The 16223-nt window shown below is 66.1% G+C and carries 14 protein-coding genes; 5 read left to right on the forward strand and 9 right to left on the reverse strand.

Annotation, left to right across the window (positions count from 1 at the left end; genetic code table 11):
* The first annotated feature begins 36 nt into the window (after positions 1–36).
* The gene (gene parC / locus QM707_RS01870) at positions 37–2286 is read left to right on the forward strand and encodes a DNA topoisomerase IV subunit A (RefSeq protein WP_415000173.1); all 2250 of its coding nucleotides are present in this window, start codon (positions 37–39) and stop codon (positions 2284–2286) included.
* A gap of 14 nt (positions 2287–2300) precedes the next feature.
* Positions 2301–3092 (forward strand): enhanced serine sensitivity protein SseB C-terminal domain-containing protein, encoded by a 792-nt coding sequence (locus tag QM707_RS01875; protein WP_415000174.1) that lies wholly within the window; start codon positions 2301–2303, stop codon positions 3090–3092.
* 8 nt (positions 3093–3100) lie between these two features.
* On the opposite strand, the gene mddA is transcribed toward QM707_RS01875, so the two are convergent.
* The 3 genes from mddA to QM707_RS01890 form a co-directional block, all read right to left on the reverse strand.
* Positions 3101–3913, reverse strand: coding sequence for a methanethiol S-methyltransferase (gene mddA / locus QM707_RS01880; protein WP_415000175.1), 813 nt, complete (start codon positions 3911–3913; stop codon positions 3101–3103).
* A gap of 271 nt (positions 3914–4184) precedes the next feature.
* Complete coding sequence (locus QM707_RS01885) at positions 4185–5261, reverse strand: alpha/beta fold hydrolase (RefSeq protein ID WP_415000176.1); 1077 nt, start codon at positions 5259–5261, stop codon at positions 4185–4187.
* 103 nt (positions 5262–5364) lie between these two features.
* Positions 5365–5808 carry a helix-turn-helix domain-containing protein gene (locus QM707_RS01890; RefSeq protein ID WP_415000177.1) on the reverse strand — a complete coding sequence of 148 codons (444 nt, stop codon included), beginning with the start codon at positions 5806–5808 and terminating at the stop codon, positions 5365–5367.
* Positions 5809–5887: 79 nt separating this feature from the next.
* Between QM707_RS01890 and QM707_RS01895 the strand changes: the two genes are divergently transcribed.
* Positions 5888–6376 carry a DUF2938 domain-containing protein gene (locus QM707_RS01895; RefSeq protein ID WP_415000178.1) on the forward strand — a complete coding sequence of 163 codons (489 nt, stop codon included), beginning with the start codon at positions 5888–5890 and terminating at the stop codon, positions 6374–6376.
* 28 nt (positions 6377–6404) lie between these two features.
* Positions 6405–6629, forward strand: coding sequence for a DUF2798 domain-containing protein (locus QM707_RS01900; protein WP_415000179.1), 225 nt, complete (start codon positions 6405–6407; stop codon positions 6627–6629).
* Here the strand turns inward: QM707_RS01900 and QM707_RS01905 are convergent, their stop codons facing one another.
* From QM707_RS01905 to asnB, 6 genes are all read right to left on the reverse strand, one after another.
* Positions 6630–7421: a transporter gene (locus tag QM707_RS01905; RefSeq protein ID WP_415000180.1), complete on the reverse strand. Its 792-nt coding sequence runs from the start codon at positions 7419–7421 to the stop codon at positions 6630–6632.
* Between the two features lie 58 nt (positions 7422–7479).
* Entirely contained in the window at positions 7480–8457 is a 978-nt protein-coding gene (locus QM707_RS01910) for an amidohydrolase family protein (RefSeq protein ID WP_415000181.1), read from the reverse strand.
* 41 nt (positions 8458–8498) lie between these two features.
* Positions 8499–9323: a hypothetical protein gene (locus tag QM707_RS01915; RefSeq protein WP_415000182.1), complete on the reverse strand. Its 825-nt coding sequence runs from the start codon at positions 9321–9323 to the stop codon at positions 8499–8501.
* Positions 9324–9525: 202 nt separating this feature from the next.
* Positions 9526–11091, reverse strand: coding sequence for a sigma-54 interaction domain-containing protein (locus QM707_RS01920; protein ID WP_415000183.1), 1566 nt, complete (start codon positions 11089–11091; stop codon positions 9526–9528).
* 53 nt (positions 11092–11144) lie between these two features.
* Positions 11145–11684, reverse strand: a complete 540-nt coding sequence (locus QM707_RS01925; RefSeq protein WP_415000184.1) for a DUF4199 domain-containing protein — start codon at positions 11682–11684, stop codon at positions 11145–11147.
* A gap of 136 nt (positions 11685–11820) precedes the next feature.
* Entirely contained in the window at positions 11821–13491 is a 1671-nt protein-coding gene (gene asnB, locus QM707_RS01930; protein ID WP_415000185.1) for an asparagine synthase B, read from the reverse strand.
* A 311-nt stretch (positions 13492–13802) separates the two neighbouring features.
* Here asnB and QM707_RS01935 point away from each other — a divergent pair, with 311 nt between their 5' ends.
* The gene (locus QM707_RS01935; protein ID WP_415000186.1) at positions 13803–16181 is read left to right on the forward strand and encodes a penicillin acylase family protein; all 2379 of its coding nucleotides are present in this window, start codon (positions 13803–13805) and stop codon (positions 16179–16181) included.
* Positions 16182–16223: the final 42 nt, after the last annotated feature.

The following is a 16223-nucleotide window of genomic DNA, read 5'->3' on the forward strand; positions in this document are numbered from 1 at the left end:
CGCGTAAAATAGCCGCTTTCCGCCGCAAGACCCGCCATGCCCGACGCTCCCCGCCCCACCTTCCACGGGTTCGAACAGATACCGCTGCGCGAATACGCAGAGCGCGCCTATCTCGACTATTCGATGTACGTGGTGCTCGACCGCGCCCTGCCCTTCATCGGCGATGGACTCAAACCGGTACAGCGCCGCATCGTGTATGCGATGAGCGAACTGGGCCTGAGCGCGGCATCGAAGCCGAAGAAATCGGCGCGCACCGTCGGCGACGTGATCGGCAAATTCCATCCGCACGGCGACAGCGCCTGCTACGAGGCGCTGGTGCTGATGGCGCAGCCGTTCTCGTACCGTTACCCGCTGATCGAGGGCCAGGGCAACTTCGGTTCGCCGGACGATCCGAAATCCTTCGCCGCGATGCGCTATACCGAATCCAAGCTGACGCCGATAGCGGAAGTGCTGCTGGGCGAACTGGGCCAGGGCACGGTGGACTGGGCGCCCAATTTCGACGGCACGCTGGAAGAACCCAGCTGGCTGCCCGCGCGTCTGCCGCACTTGCTGCTCAACGGCACCACCGGCATCGCCGTGGGCATGGCGACGGACGTACCGCCGCACAACCTCAACGAAGTGGTCAGCGCCTGCGTGCGCTTGCTCGACGACCCCGACGCCAGCGTGCGCGACTTGTGCGAACACGTGCGCGGCCCGGACTATCCGACCGCGGCAGAGATCATCACACCGACACGCGATCTGGCCGCGATGTACGAAACCGGCCTCGGCAGCGTGCGCGCCCGCGCCGTGTATTCGCGCGAGCAAGCGAACCTGGTCGTCACCGCCCTGCCCTACCAGGTTTCTCCGTCGAAGATCATGGAGCAGATCGCGCAGCAGATGCGCGCGAAGAAATTGCCGTGGCTGGAAGACCTGCGCGACGAGTCCGACCACGAGAACCCGGTGCGCATCGTGCTGGTACCGCGCTCCAATCGCGTCGACGTCGACGCCTTGATGGGTCATCTGTTCGCGACGACGGACCTGGAAAAGAGTTTCCGCGTCAACTTCAACATCATCGGCCTCGACGGCCGCCCGCAGGTCAAGGACCTGAAGTCCCTGCTCAGCGAATGGCTGCTGTTCCGCACCGACACGCTGGTCCGCCGACTCCGCCATCGCCTCGACAAGGTCGAGCGCCGCCTGCACTTGCTCGACGGCCTGCTGATCGCCTTCCTGAACCTGGACGAGGTCATCCGCATCATCCGCACCGAGGACGAACCCCGCGCCGCCCTGATCGCGCGATTCGGACTGAGCGAGGAACAGGCCGACTACATCCTCGACACCAAGCTCAAGCAGTTGGCGCGGCTCGAGGAGATGAGGATCCGTGGCGAACAGGCCGAACTGGCCAAGGAGCGCGAGCAACTCATCGCCACGCTCGGTTCCAAGAGCAAACTCAAGAAGCTGCTGAAGGACGAGTTGCTGGCGGACGCGAAGAAATTCGGCGACGCGCGTCGTTCGCCCCTGGTGCAACGCGATGCCGCCCAGGCCATCAGCGAAACCGAGCTCGTGGCCAGCGAACCGGTCACCGTCGTGCTTTCCACGAAGGGTTGGGTACGCTCGGCCAAAGGCCACGACATCGATGCGGCGACGCTCAGTTACCGCGAAGGCGACAAGCTGCTGCAGGCCGTACGCGGCCGCAGCACGCAACAGGCCGCCTTCCTCGACTCCACTGGCCGCAGCTATTCCGCGCTGGCCCATACGCTACCCTCGGCGCGCGGCAACGGCGAACCGCTGACCGGCCGCTTTTCGCCCGCCGCGGGCGCCAGTTTCGTCGGCGCCGCGATCGCCGACGACGATGCGCGCTTCCTCGTGGCGTCGAGTTTCGGATACGGCTTCGTCACCCGCTTCGAGAACTTCACCGGGCGCAACAAGGCCGGCAAACAGTTGATCAACGCCGACGACGCGGCCGACATCCTGCCGCCCGCGCCGGTCAACGATGCGGCCAGCGACTGGATCGTTTCGGTGACGTCGAGCGGCCACCTGCTCGCCTTCCCGATCAGCGAACTGCCCGAACTCGACAAGGGCAAGGGCAACAAGCTGATCCAGATTCCGCCAGCGAAACTGAAGTCCGGCGAAGAGAAGGTCCTCGCCGTCGCCAGCGTGCGCCAGGGCGGCGAAGTGACCTTGCACTGCGGCCAGCGCAAGCTGGTGCTTTCCTGGCGCGACCTGCAGGCCTATGAAGGCAGCCGCGCCGCGCGAGGGAATCTGCTGCCGCGCGGCTTCCAGCGCGTGGACCGCATCGAAGTGGCTTGAACGGAAACCGATCGATGGCACAGGAATCCCTGACAGAACTCCTGCGTCGCGCCGCGACCGAGCCGGCGGCGCGTCCGGCCTTCTACGACGCGCTGCTCGCCTCGACCGTGTATGTCATCGGGCGCGTCGGCGACGACGCATCCGCGACTCAGGGCGAAGCCACGCTCGCCGCGGGCGACCAGGTGCAATTGCAGAACTGGAATCGCCCCGATGGTTCGCCGGTGATCCCCTTCTTCAGTTCGCTCGACACGCTGAGGCAAGGCATCGCCGAAGAATGCCCTTATCTCGCCCTGCCGGCGCGCAGCCTGTTTGAGATGACGCAGGGCGCCGAGCTTGTGCTCGACCCCGGCTCCGACTACGGCAAGGAGTTCACGCCGGACGAGATCGGCAACCTGCTGGCGTCGGGCCTGAGCCGCAGCGCCAAGACGCGCACCGTCGAAAAGTCCACGCAAGTCCTGCTCGGGCAACCGGCGCAGCCGCCCGAGGCGATGATGGCCTCGCTGCGTGCGCTGTTCTCGCAGCGCCCGCAGGTGTCGCGTGCCTTCCTCGCGCTCATGCACGACGGCAGCGCCGCCGAGCCGCCGCATCTGGTCATCGGCATCGAGACCGACGACGAGGACGAACGCGTATTCCAGGAAGCCGGCAACGTGGCGGCGGACCAGGCCCGAGGCGAACCCGTGGACCTGGTCCGCGTCAGCGGGCACGACGAGGGCATCGCCTCCTATTTCCTGCGCGACTGCCCGCCTTTCTATCGACGCGAAACGAAGAAGCGCGGCTTCTTCGCTTCGTTGTTCGGCCGGAGCTGAGGCTCGCGTCAGCCCGTCCTGGCCTGCGAGGCCGTCGCGCTTTCGGTTGCGCGCGGCAGGCCCGGTACCAGCATCGGCACGCGACGGCGGTAAGCGTCGTAGCTGTCGCCGAGCTGGTGCACCAGGTCCCGTTCCTCGAACTGGATCGCGACAAGGATATAGAGCGTCATCGCGGTCGCGAACAGCAGATGACCGGCGCTCATGGCGGGACCGCCCCAGAACGCGAGGATGAACCCGAGATAGAGCGGGTGGCGCATGAGGCGATAGAGCCATGGCGTGACGAAGCGCGCCGGGGCGGCGTCACGACCGATGAACTGGCGCCAGACCTGTTTCAAACCGAACAGGTCGAAATGGTCGATCAGGAAGGTCGACAGCAGCACCAGGCCGAAACCTGCGGCGAACACGAACCAACCGATGGCGATGCCCGGCGTACTACTGGCGCTCCAGATCGGCATGGGAATCGGGCGCCACTGCCAGAACATGAACATCAACACGAAGCTGGCCAACAGCACGTAGACGCTGCGCTCGGCCGACTCCGGCAGGTGGCGCTTGAGCCAGGCCTTGAAGCCCATGCGCGCCATCACGCTGTGCTGCAGACCGAATGCGAGGATCAGCAGCAGGTCGATGGCGATCGCCACGCCCATTGGCGATGAGACGCCGCCATGGTCGATCGAATGCGGGACCCATTGAGGCAGCATCGGCAGCATGCCCGCCAGCGGCGTCGCCTGCAGATTGCCGACGAAGGCGATCAGGTAGAGGAAGGTGGCGAAGAAGACGGCGTAAGTCGCCACGCCGAACAGAAGTATCGCAAAGCGTTTCATCATGGATTTCCCGTATGGTCGAAAGCGATCGCCGCCGCCCGCAAGGACAGCGCCGACAGCAGGGCCATCCTCGGCTTTGCGCTCCCGATCGACTTCGGCAAGCCTGCCCAGATTGAGCCGGTGCCTTGCCTATTTCCTCGTGGAACGCGCGGGGAGATGCCGGCGATCGTCGCTGCCAGACTAGGCGCCGACCCGGCCTCGGCCCATGGGCCGCTTGCCTCATTTCGCGCCGACCAGCCCTCGTCACCCGGGACGGATGTCCCGGTTTGGTTCAGCCTGTCCCGGTTTCGGCGTCGGCCGCGTTGATCGCGCCGGTCTTCACGATCGCCTGGGCCCGGCTCGACACGCCGAGTTTGCGATAGACGCTGGAAAGATGGTTCCGCACGGTCTTTTCGCTGATGAAAATAGCGGTTCCGATCTCGGCATTGGTCTTGCCGGCGCGCAGCAGGTCGAGGATGCGGCGTTCGCGCTTGGTCAACGCGGCCGCGTCGGCCGGACGGGAGTCGGCGCGCGCGACCCCGGTGAACTCGCGTACCGCGCGCTGGAATTCCTGCCAGGCCGGTTCGTGCTCGAGCAACACGTGATTGCGCGAATCGAGTTCGACGAACTGCGCGCCAGGGATGCCGGCGGCCAACAGCTTGCCCTCGGAGAAACCCACGACCTCGTCGTGACGCGCATGAAGCACCAGGGTCGGCACCTTGACCCGCGGCAACAGCTCGACGATGTCGATGCTTCCCCGCTCGTGCAACAGGCGCAGAGCCATCTCGGGCGAAACCGTGGTGCGCGCCAGCTCGTTGAACCAATCCAGTTGCTCGTGGCTGCCGCCAGGTACGAAACGCGCGGTGAATACCTGTCGGAACATCGGGTTGCGGCTACCCCAGCCGAGCCTGACCATTTCGACCAGGGCACGAAAGTGCTCGGCCGAACTGCCGCCGCGCACGAGGCCGCCGCGCGCGTAGCCGCCGTAGAGGATCAGGTGCGAAACGCGCTCGGGATACTTGATCGAATAGCGAATCGCCGCGGCCGCACCCTGCGATATGCCGAGCAGCACATGAGGGCCGGCGATGCCCGCGGCATCGACCACCGTCTCCAGATCCCCCAGCCAGTGCCGCTCGGACACGTCCTCGACCTGCCAATCCGACAGACCGCAACCGCGTTCGTCGAACCGTATGAAATCGAAATGCCGCGTCAGGAAAGCGACCCAATGCCGCCAGACGGGATTTTCGAGATCGTGCCGCAGATGGCTCAGCCAATTCGACGCCTTGACCAGCACCGGGCCGCTGCCGCTGCGCGCCCAGGCGAGCTGCACGTGGTCGGAGGTTCGGGCGATGTGAATACGCTGCTGCATCGGGCGGGTCGTGGAGGGCGGCGAGGCCATGTTAGCGCTCGCCCCGATAGCACGCGAAAACGCGCGGTTTCAGGCCTCGCACCGAGCCCTGCAGCCATGTGTTTCAACGATTCCGCGCGGATCGCGCCGTTTTTCCGGTACTGCGACGCCGCTTTTCCCCACTGGCGCGGGACGCCGCGATGCCGAGCAGACGCCGGAACGTCGGACACTCCAGGTGGCTGGCGGCCGGGCAGACCGCGGCATGGCGCAGACCGTCGCGCATCGCGCTCATTCTGCGGATGGTCGCGTCCAGCGCGTCGGCCTTGGAGACAAGCAGTTTGCGATCTATTTTCGGGCGCCCGCCGGTCGCGAACATGCGCGCGATCTCGTCGAGCGAAAAACCGGCGGAGCGCCCCAACGCGATCAAGGCCAGGCGATCGAGCACGTTCGCGCCGAAAACGCGCCGCAGGCCATGGCGGCCGACCGAGACGATCAGGCGCTTTTCCTCGTAGAAACGCAGCGTCGAGGCCGGAATGCCGGATCGCTTGGCGACTTCGGCGATGTCCATCCGGACCCCTTGACTTCAAGTTGACTTGAAGTGGCACTCTGCTCCGCGTGAGGCCGAAAGGCAAGCGAAGGAGATTCGCGTGGATTCCATCCCATGCATCGCATTGGGCATCCTGGCGACGGCGCTGCTCGATGCGTGGACCTTGATGCGTCGGCGGCTGCTCGGTACGCCGCTGCCGAACTACCGTCTGGTCGGACGGTGGCTGGCGCACATGCAGCGAGGCCGATTCCGGCACGATGCCATCGCGAGCGCCACGCCGAAGCGCGGCGAGCAGGCGATCGGCTGGATCGCCCACTACCTGACCGGCATCGCCTTCGCCACGCTGCTGCTGGCCCTCGCGGGAATGGATTGGCTCCGCCACCCCACGCTCGCCGGGGCAATGGGCATCGGCTTCGTAAGCGTGCTGGCGCCTTTCCTGCTGATGCAGCCGGGCATGGGAATGGGCATCGCCGCTGCGCGCACGCCGCATCCGAATCGCGCGCGCCTGCAAAGCCTGTCCATGCATGCGGCCTTCGGATTCTGCCTCTATTTCGCCGGCCGGATTCTCGGCCTACCGTCGCTCCTCTGACCCTTCATTTCATCGCAAGGAAACAACCATGCGCATCCCCGCCCGCTACTCGCCGATCCTATTCGGCGCCCTGCTCTCGGCCATCATGGTCGCGATCGTGTCGGCCTTCGTGCTGGCGATCAACCACGGCATCCACGCCGGCTTCGCCGCGCAATGGGCCAGGAGCTGCCTGACGACCTGGCCCGTCGCCTTCCTGTCGGTCACGCTGATCGCGCCCTGGGTTCGACGCGTCGTAGCGCGCATGACCGTTTGATCACCGCTTCGGATACAGCAAGGTCAACGTAAAACGCAGGCCCCAATCGGCGGCCCCGGGCGTCGATTCCAGATAGCGGAAAACACCGCCCTGGATACTGAACATCTGGCGCCGCGCCGGAATCACCTGGCTGATGCCAAGATGCAACGGTGCGGTCCAGTCCTGCGATTCCCAATCGTAGGACGCCTCCAGGCTCATCGACACGGTTCGGCCCGGGCTGATGCGCTTGGCGACGAATGGCTGCAGATAGGTCGCGTTGATGTCGCGATCGTCGCCACCGCCGACCGATACCAGGTGGTTGGCAAGGCCGCCATACGTCCACCCGTCGCGTGTCTGCCGCAACGCGACGACGGTCGGGCCGATCGCCCAGCGATCGCTTCCCAGCCGTTCGTCGCTGGCCGTGGGCAACAGGAACGCCGGGCCGATACCCCAGGTCCATCCGGAGGGCGTCAGTTCTTTCGGAGAAAAGAACAGGCTCTGCAGCGTATTGCCGACACCGGCCTGGCGGCTGCCGTCCGGAAAGACGTCCTGCTGGTCGATGATCGGAACGATGGTGCGCGAGATCAGGTTCCAGTCCTCGCCGATCGACATCGGGATCACGGGCTGCACGTTCAGCCGCAGGCGCTCGCCTTCGCCATCCAATCCCGCGCCGCGCTCGAAGTTGAACTGCATCGGCACGCTGATCAGGCTGGAGATCGGGTTGGATAGTTGCTTGGCGACGTCGTCGACATCCTGCGCCAGGCAGGACGTGCCGGCCGACAGCAGCATCAGCGTCATCAGTAGACGTTTCATGTTTTTTCCACGAGTAGGTCGGCGCCGTCGGCAAGCGACGGCGCCGTGGTCGAAAGAATCAAGCCGCGGAGAGCTTCGCAGCGCTCGCAAAACGCGGGAACAGGGCCAGCGCGTTGTCGTGGTCGATGGCCTGGCGCGTGGCGTCGTCGAGCACGCGGCTCGCTTCCAGCATCCGGGTTTCCATGCCCACCACCTTCTCCGGCACCATCGGATAGTCGCTGCCGAACAGGATATGGCTGGTCGGCACGAACTGGCGCAGGGCGGCCAGCGTCGTTTCGGACGTCGACAACGTGGTGTCGTAGTAGAGCTTCTGCAGGTAGTGCATCGTGCCGAGCGGGATGTTGTCGGCGACGCCCGGAATCTCCTCGCCGAACTTCAGGCGCAGAGAGATGTAGGGAATCGTTCCGCCCGCGTGCGAAATGATGTAGCGGATGTTCGGGTACCGATGCAGGGTTCCGCTGAGCAGGAGGTTGGCGACCGCGCGGCTGGTGTCGGCGACGAACTCCACCAAACCCCAAGGAACGGTCAGTTTCGGCACGGTCGCGCCCGGCGGCGCCGTGCAGGGATGGATCAGCACCACGGCCTTTCGACGATCCAGTTCCTGGAAGACTTCCTCGAAAGCCGGATCGCCCGGATACTGATCGCCGAAACTCGAGTACATGATGACGCCGTCGAGCTTGAGCGTGTCGAAGGCGTATTCGATCTCGCGCAGCGTCGCTTTGACGTCGGGCATGGGCAGCGTGGCGAAGGCGCCGAAGCGCGCGGGATCGTCCCGCACGATGCCGGCGGCGAACTCGTTGCCATGGCGGGCCCAGCGCGCGGCTTCGGCGCGATCGCCCCAGAACACCTGCGGCACGACCGAACCGACGACGCGCGCGATGCCGTTGCGCTCCATCACCTCGCGGGCGATGTCGATGTTCCATTCGTGCAGTACGGGACCGCCGGTCCAGTTGATGCCCTGGCGCTTGAGTTCGGCCAGGTAGTCGGGCGGAAGGAAATGGTGATGCACGTCGATGCGTTGCGGACGGTAAGTCATGGGATGTCTCCGATTGAGTTGGGGGATGAGCGCGGACGCGCTTACCAGTGGAAGGCGACGCCGATGGCCGGGCCGCTGAAGCTGATGTTTTCGATGGCGCGGTCTTCGCCGAACTCGTAAGCGAGATGGCGCCAGACCAGGAAGGTTTCGCCCCAGCGCGCCGAGTAGCCGATGCCGGCGGCGGCCTGCCAGGTGAAGTCCGAAGCGCCAGCACCGGCATCGATGTAGTACGGAACGAACCATTGCTGGCGTTCGCCGAAGGAATGGCGGCCCTTGACGCCGACGATGCCGTCCCAGCCCTGCTTGCCGGCACTACCGCTCCCCTGCCCCATCGGAGGCGGCAACGGGCCCATCGGCGTTTCGAAACGCCATTCGAGTTCGCCCTCGGCATCGAGCAGGCGCGCGCCACCGAACACATCGAACTGGCTCGACTTCGTGGAGATCGCGCGGTAGTTGGCGGCGACGGTGAAGGCGGTGGCGTTCACGTCGAGCGAGGCGTCGGCGGTCACGCCGGGCGGCAGCGGTAGCGTGCCGTGAGCCAGCGCCGTCGAATCGGCGATCGAGTCGCCGATGTTCATGTGCACTACGTCGACGAAGAAGCCCCAACGTCCCTTCTGCGCTTCGAAGCTGCCCATCGCGGCGAACTTCAGGTTCTTCATCAGTTCGTCGGCGTCAACGTCGATCCGGCCGCCAGCCGGAACGTCGACACGCAGTTCGCCGGTGATTTCCGGCAGAAAGGCATAGACCGACGCGCGGTATTGCCAGTCGGTTTCCGCAGCGGCGGCATGAGCGGACGGGGCGAGGCCGAAGGCGGCGAAGAGCGCCAGCGGCAGGCCTGGGGATGGCAGGGTGCTATTGCGTTTCATGGTGTCGCTCCTTGGAAGGTGGTCCCTCCAGAGCAACGCCCATGCCAGTCATCGCCTGTCGATGCCGATCAGGCGCAAGTCATTGCAGGGAAAAGAGTATTTCGGTTTTCACCGCTGCGTACACGCAGCTTCCTAGCGAGGACGCTGGTCGATTTCGACCAACATTGGTGGCTCGCAACCAACGCCGGATCGCCGGCACTCCTCAGGCTTCGTCGGCGCGCGCCAGCCCGTACTTGTCCAGGCGTGAGCGCAGTTGCGCGCGCGTCAATCCGAGCAGACGCGCGGCCTTGGACTTGTTGTCGCCGCTGCGCGCCAAGGCCTGCACGATCATCTCGCGTTCGGTCGAGGGAAGATCGCGAGTGGCTGACTGCTCCGCGGCGTCGAGCCGCCCGGGTTCCGACGACATCGTCAGCGGCAGGTGCTCGATCGTGATCGGTCCGCCCTGGCTCAGGATCACCGCACGCTCGATCACGTTGCGCAGTTCGCGCACGTTGCCCGGCCAGCGATAGGCGGCGAGGCGCTGACGCGCCTCCCTGGAAATGCCGGAGGCGGGGCGACCGATGTTGCGGCCGATTTCCTCCAGGAATGCATCGACCATGACGGGAATGTCGTCGGCGCGCTCGCGCAGGGGCGGCAACTCGATATCGAACACGGCAAGGCGGTAATAGAGATCTTCGCGGAACAGGCCGCGCGATATCGCCAGCTTCAGGTCGCGATTGGTCGCCGCCAGGACGCGGATGTCGGCCCTCAAGGTACGGCTGCCGCCAAGACGCTGGAACTCGCGCTCCTGCAGCACACGCAGGAGCTTGGCCTGCACCACCGCGCTCATCTCGCCGACTTCGTCGAGGAACAGCACGCCGCCGGTGGCCTGTTCTATGCGTCCGGCGCGCGTGGCCTGCGCCCCGGTGAACGCACCCCGTTCGTGCCCGAACAATTCGGATTCCAGCAGCTGCTCAGGCAAGGCCGCGCAGTTGATCGCGATGAAAGGCCCCTCCTTGCGCGTGGAGCCGCGGTGGATGAAGCGCGCCACCACTTCCTTGCCCGTACCCGACTCGCCGGTGAGCAAAACCGTGGTATCCGTGGGCGATACCTTGGCCGCCTGCGCCAGAACGTCGCGCCAGGACCGGGAGATACCCAGTACCGGGTGCGAACTCAGGCTTCGCACCTCGTCCGACAGCACTTGCACGCGCTGCTCGAGCGCGTTCGCCCGCTCCTGCGCCGCGGCGCTGCGCATCGTTTCCTCGGCCAGGTCGGTCGCCAGTTGTTCGTGCGCAAGCGCGATGGCCGCCAGTTCCGCGATCGCGTGCAACGCATGACCGTGCTCGACCGTGAACGCGGCGCGCCGACGCGAAACCAGCAGCACCGAACCCAGGCGCACGCCATCGTGCCCCACCGGCACGCGCAGGGCCGAACGATAGCCGCGTTCCAGCGTCATGCGATCGAGCGGGTAAGCCAGGTCGAGGCCGGTTTCGACGTCGTCCACGAGAACCATGAAGCGATCCGCGTCCGGCCAGAAAATCGGGGAAAAGCCGCTACGCGGAAAGATCCTCCCCACCAGTTCCTTCGGCTCGCCTTCGCCGGCGGCCGCGACCGCGCGCGCCGTACCGTCGCCCTGCAACCGGATGATGCCCATCGCGTCGAACGGCGCGACGGCGCGGCAGGCATCGGCGACGCGATCCCAGACCTCGCGCACCTCCAGCGACCCGGCGATCGCACGGGCCACTGCGGCAAGCGCCGCCTGTTGATCGCCATGTCCCCTGCCCGTCATGCCGCGATCATAGCGCCGCGCGACGGGCGGGCGGAAAGCCCCCTTCGCTGCCCTCAGGCCGAGCGACGAGCCGGCATGAAGCCGGGGCGGCGCAACAACAGGGCCGACACCAGCGAGACCAGGACGCCCACCGGGAAAATCTCGGTGAAGATCATCAGCAGGCGCCAGAGCGGCTTGGCATACAGCACTTTGAACTCGGCCAGTTCGGCCGCCATTTTCGCGATGGCTTCGGCGCTCTGGCCCTCGGCCCTGGCCTGTTCGAGCACGTAGTTCGAGTAGGCGGTGACGAAGTCGGCGCCCGTGATCGCCTGCGACGCTTCCCAGGCCGCCACGTAGAACAGGCCGGCGATGAAGCTGATCGCCACGCCCATGCCGAACGCCGGCCAGAAGCGGATGACCCCGCCCAGATCGCGGTCCCGATATTGCTTGATGCCGACGAAGACCGTGCTGAGGGCGATCAGCATGATCGTGTAACCGATCAGCATGCCGTATTCGAAATGCGGCTCGTCGCCTGCCGAGACGAACAGGGTGAAATCGATGATGCCGACGATCAGGCCCGCAATCAGGCCGTACTTCAGGATGCTCCGGAACATGAGTGTCGCTCTCCGCCATGGGTGAAGGCTGCCATTGACGCCGACGTCGACGCCGTCGGCAATCACCCGAACGGGTGATTCTGGTCGAATCACCCGCTTTCCACGCCCTGCCCGGCCCGACCGCCGGCCTGAACCATCATACGGCGGCGAGATGCACGTCCTTCACCGCGCGGCCGGAGGGGTCGGCCATCTTCGCGAAAGCGGCATCCCATTCCAGCGCCACCGGCGACGAGCAGGCGATGGACTTGCCGCCCGGCACGGTACGCGCGCAGGCCTCGCCCGGGAACTCGCGCTCGAACAGCTCGCGATACCAGTAGGCCTCCTTCGTCAGCGGTGTGTTGATCGGGAAGCGCAGGGGTGCCTGGGCCATCATCGCGTCGCTGACGTAAGCCTCGGCTTTCGCTTTCAGGCCGTCGATCCAGCCATAGCCGACGCCATCGCTGAACTGCTCCTTCTGCCGCCACAGGATTTCCTTCGGCAAGGCGCCTTCGAAGGCTTCGCGCAGCACGGCTTTTTCGATCCTGCCCTTGCCCGCCATCTTGGCCGTCGCGTCCATGCTCATGGCGAGGTCGAGGAACTCGAGGTCCAGGAAAGGCACGCGCGCCTCCACGCCCCAGGCCATCATCGCCTTGTTCGCGCGCAGGCAATCGTACTGGTGCAAGGCACCGATCTTGCGCACGCATTCTTCGTGGAACGCGCGGGCATCGGGCGCCTTGTGGAAATAAAGATAGCCGCCGAAGATCTCGTCGCTGCCCTCGCCCGACAGCACCATCTTCACGCCCATGGCCTTGATGCGGCGCGCGAGCAGATACATCGGCGTCGACGCGCGGATCGTGGTGACATCGTAACTCTCGATGTGGCGGATCACGTCCGGCAAGGCATCCAAGCCCTCCTCGAAGCGATAGGTGAAGCCGTGGTGCACGGTGCCCAGGGCTTTCGCCGCGACCTCGGCTGCCGCGAGATCGGGCGAGCCTTCCAGGCCGATCGCGAACGAATGCAGGCGCGGCCACCAGGCCTCGGCGCGATCGTCTTCCTCGACGCGCTGGCGGGCGAATCGCGCGGCGCAGGCCGCGACCAGCGAAGAATCCAGACCACCCGACAGCAGCACGCCATAGGGCACGTCGGTCATCAACTGGCGATGCACGGCCTGCTCGAAGCCTTCCCGCAATTGCTGCGGCGAGACCGACTTGCCGACGACCGCGTCGTACTCGCGCCAGTCGCGTGCATGGAAATACTCCAGCTCGCCGGTGGCGCTGTCGTAGACATGGCCGGGCGGGAACGGCGTGACGTCGGCGCAATGACGGGCCAATGCCTTCATTTCCGAGGCGACCCAGAGCCTGCCGTCGCCGTCGTGGCCCCAATAGAGCGGACAGACGCCGAGCGGGTCGCGCGCGATCAGGTAGCGTCCCTGCTGCGAATCCCACAAGGCAAAGGCATAGATGCCGTTCAATCGCGCGACGCCCGCGGCGCCCGCTTCGAGGTAAAGCGCATTGATGACCTCGCAGTCGGAACCGGTCTGGAAATCGTAGGGCTGGGCGAGCGAGCGCTCGAGTTCGCGGTGGTTGTAGATCTCGCCGTTGACGGCCAGGGCGAGGCGACCGTCACCGGACAGCAGGGGCTGCGCACCGCCGGCGGGGTCGACGATCGCCAGGCGCTCGTGCACGAGCAGGCAGCGCGGCTCGCTGTAGACGCCCGACCAGTCGGGGCCGCGATGGCGTTGCCGGGACGAAAGCGACAGGGCCAGCGGACGCAATGGCGTGACGTCGGCGCCGGGGCTGGTATCGAACAAACCGAGGATGGAGCACATGGGCAAGACTCTTATTGGGTAGTGGCAGTGGCTGGAGTTTTCTTTTGAAAGTCCGGCCAGGGATGGCCGGGCTGTTGCGAAGGGAGGCGCATGACCAGAAACAAAAAGGCCCGCACTTCGCAGTGCGGGCCTCGGGATTCGGGGTGGAATGATTCGTCCGCGCCTAATCGCCGTCCCGCCAGAGGGCGTTCCGGTTATTCGAGTTGCGATTATTGGCGACGAAGCTCATGGCCCGACTATGCGGGGTCGGGCCGGCTGGCGCAAGCCCCCCGGCGATGCGAGCATTCGCCATCCCCACCGGAACCCCGTCCATGGCCCGACCCTTGCGCTGGATCGCCCGAGGCTTCCTGCTGCTGTTGATCGCCTTGCTGCTCGCCTTCCTCGCCGCCTGGTGGATGATGCGCGGCAGCCTGGCGCAGCTCGATGGCGAACTTTCGCTGCCCGGACTCAGTGCGCCGGTGAAAGTGGAACGCGATGCGCTCGGTGTGGTCACCGTGCACGCGGCCAACGAGGTCGACGCGGCTCGCGCCCTGGGCTTCGTGCACGGGCAGGAACGCTTCTTCGAGATGGACTTGCTGCGACGGGCCGCGGCCGGCGAACTGTCCGAGCTGTTCGGCCCGATCGCGATCGAACGCGACAAGTCGGTGCGCGTGCATCGCCTGCGCGAGCGCACGCGCGAGAACATCTCCGCCGTCGCCGGCCAACGCATGCCGGTACTCTCCGCCTATACCGAGGGCGTCAATGCCGGCCTGCACGCGCTGCGCAGCCGCCCCTGGGCCTACCTGCTCCTGCGCAGCGAACCGGTGGACTGGCGCCCGGAAGATACGGCGCTCGCCGGCTTCGCGATGTTCTTCGACTTGCAAGACGAATCGAACTCGCGCGAACTGGCGTTGTGGAAGGTCCGCGAAAACCTGCCCGCCGCCTTGTACGCACTGATCGCCGCCGATGGCACCGAATGGGATGCGCCGATGCTCGGCGAAGCGCGCGGCAATGTCGCGTTGCCCGCTGCGGATCTCGTCGATCTGCGCAAGTTGCCGATGCCCAGCGTCGAGGCCGAGCATGAAATGTCGGAACCGGCCGCGCCTGGCAGCAACAATTTCGCCGTGGACGGCTCGCTCACCGCCGACGGCCGGGCCATCGTCGCCGACGACATGCACCTGGGCCTGCGTGCGCCGAACATCTGGTTCCGTGCGCGCCTGCTCTATTCCGATCCGAAAGCGCCCGGTGGTCGCGTCGACGTTTCCGGCTTCACCCTGCCCGGCATTCCGGCCGTGGTGGTCGGCAGCAATCGCCACGTCGCCTGGGGCTTCACCAACAGCTACGGCGATTGGCTGGATTTCTACGAAGTGCAGTGGACCGACGCGGAGCACACGCGCTATCGCACGCCGGAAGGCGAAGCCGCGATCGAAACGAAGATCGAGCGCATCCGCGTCAAGGGCCAGGCCGCGATCGAATTCCCGGTGCGGGAAACCCGCTGGGGCCCGGTCACGCAGGAACTCGACTCGCGACGCAGTCTCGCGCTGAGCTGGGCCGCGCATCGCCCGGGCGCGTTGAATCTGGATCTGGCGGGACTGGCGGTCGCCGCCGACATCGATGAGCTTCTTTCGCAGGCCGGCCGCGTCGGCATCCCGGCGCAGAATCTCGTCGCCGGCGACAGTACCGGGCGCATCGCCTGGCGCCTGACCGCGCAGATGCCGCGGCGCGCGAGCGAATGCGACATGCGTTCGCCGGTCGAACCGGAAGACCGCTGCGATTGGCAGGGCTGGCGCGCGGCCGAGGAAAATCCGCGCATCGTCGACCCGGCCAACCACCGGCTCTGGACCGCGAACGCGCGCGTCGTCGATGGCGAGGCGCTTGCCATCGTTGGCGATGCCGGCTATGCCAATGGCGCGCGCGCCCGGCAGATCCGCGACGGTCTCTTCGCCAAGCAACGTTTCGACGAACGTGGGCTGATGGCCATCCAGCTCGACGACCGCGCCGTGTTCATGCAGCGATGGTGGAAACTGCTGCGAGAACAGTCGCAAGCGGGCAAGGATGCCAGCTGGCGTCAGATCGAAGCGGCCACACGCGAATGGCAAGGTCGGGCGTCGCTGGATTCGGCGAGCTATCGCATCGCGCGCGCCTGGCGGCTGGCCGTGGTCGACCGCATCCGCAAAGGCCTGATGGCGCCAGCGATGGTGAGCCTGGGCAAGGAATTCGTCATGCCGGACCTCCCGCAGATAGAGGGGACCACCTGGCAACTCGTCACGCAGCGGCCGCCGCATCTGTTGCCGCGCCGCTACGAGAGCTGGGACGCGCTATTCCTGGATGCGGCACGCGACGTGGTCGCCGATCTCGGCGCCAAAGGCGATCTCGCGCATCGGAGCTGGGGCGAACGCAATACCGCGCATATCTGCCATCCGGTGTCGCGCGCCCTGCCCAAACTCGCCGAACGCTGGTTGTGCATGCCGCCCGATCCGCTATCCGGCGACGGCAACATGCCGCGCGTGCAAGGCCCTTCGTTCGGCGCGTCCGAGCGCATGGTCGTCGCGCCAGGCCACGAAGAAGACGGCATCATCCACATGCCAGGCGGTCAAAGCGGTCACTTGCTGTCGCCCTTCTGGGGTGCGGGCCACGCGGCCTGGGTTCGTGGCGAACCGACGCCCTTCTTGCCGGGCAAGACGCAACACGCACTGGCGATGAAACCCTGATCCATACCCCGCAGGAACGACGCAAGTCGCGACTGGTTCCGA

Origin of the sequence: Arenimonas sp. (genome assembly GCF_047602345.1) — a bacterium.
GTDB lineage: Bacteria > Pseudomonadota > Gammaproteobacteria > Xanthomonadales > Xanthomonadaceae > Arenimonas.

Coding starts and splice junctions, on each gene's coding strand:
- QM707_RS01935 (WP_415000186.1), top strand. CDS start 13,803: ATGGCCCGACCCTTGCGCTGGATCGCCCGAGGCTTCCTGCTGCTGTTG.
- QM707_RS01890 (WP_415000177.1), bottom strand. CDS start 5,808: ATGGACATCGCCGAAGTCGCCAAGCGATCCGGCATTCCGGCCTCGACG.
- QM707_RS01925 (WP_415000184.1), bottom strand. CDS start 11,684: ATGTTCCGGAGCATCCTGAAGTACGGCCTGATTGCGGGCCTGATCGTC.
- QM707_RS01905 (WP_415000180.1), bottom strand. CDS start 7,421: ATGAAACGTCTACTGATGACGCTGATGCTGCTGTCGGCCGGCACGTCC.
- QM707_RS01875 (WP_415000174.1), top strand. CDS start 2,301: ATGGCACAGGAATCCCTGACAGAACTCCTGCGTCGCGCCGCGACCGAG.
- QM707_RS01885 (WP_415000176.1), bottom strand. CDS start 5,261: ATGCAGCAGCGTATTCACATCGCCCGAACCTCCGACCACGTGCAGCTC.
- QM707_RS01900 (WP_415000179.1), top strand. CDS start 6,405: ATGCGCATCCCCGCCCGCTACTCGCCGATCCTATTCGGCGCCCTGCTC.
- mddA (WP_415000175.1), bottom strand. CDS start 3,913: ATGAAACGCTTTGCGATACTTCTGTTCGGCGTGGCGACTTACGCCGTC.
- parC (WP_415000173.1), top strand. CDS start 37: ATGCCCGACGCTCCCCGCCCCACCTTCCACGGGTTCGAACAGATACCG.
- QM707_RS01915 (WP_415000182.1), bottom strand. CDS start 9,323: ATGAAACGCAATAGCACCCTGCCATCCCCAGGCCTGCCGCTGGCGCTC.
- QM707_RS01920 (WP_415000183.1), bottom strand. CDS start 11,091: ATGACGGGCAGGGGACATGGCGATCAACAGGCGGCGCTTGCCGCAGTG.
- asnB (WP_415000185.1), bottom strand. CDS start 13,491: ATGTGCTCCATCCTCGGTTTGTTCGATACCAGCCCCGGCGCCGACGTC.
- QM707_RS01910 (WP_415000181.1), bottom strand. CDS start 8,457: ATGACTTACCGTCCGCAACGCATCGACGTGCATCACCATTTCCTTCCG.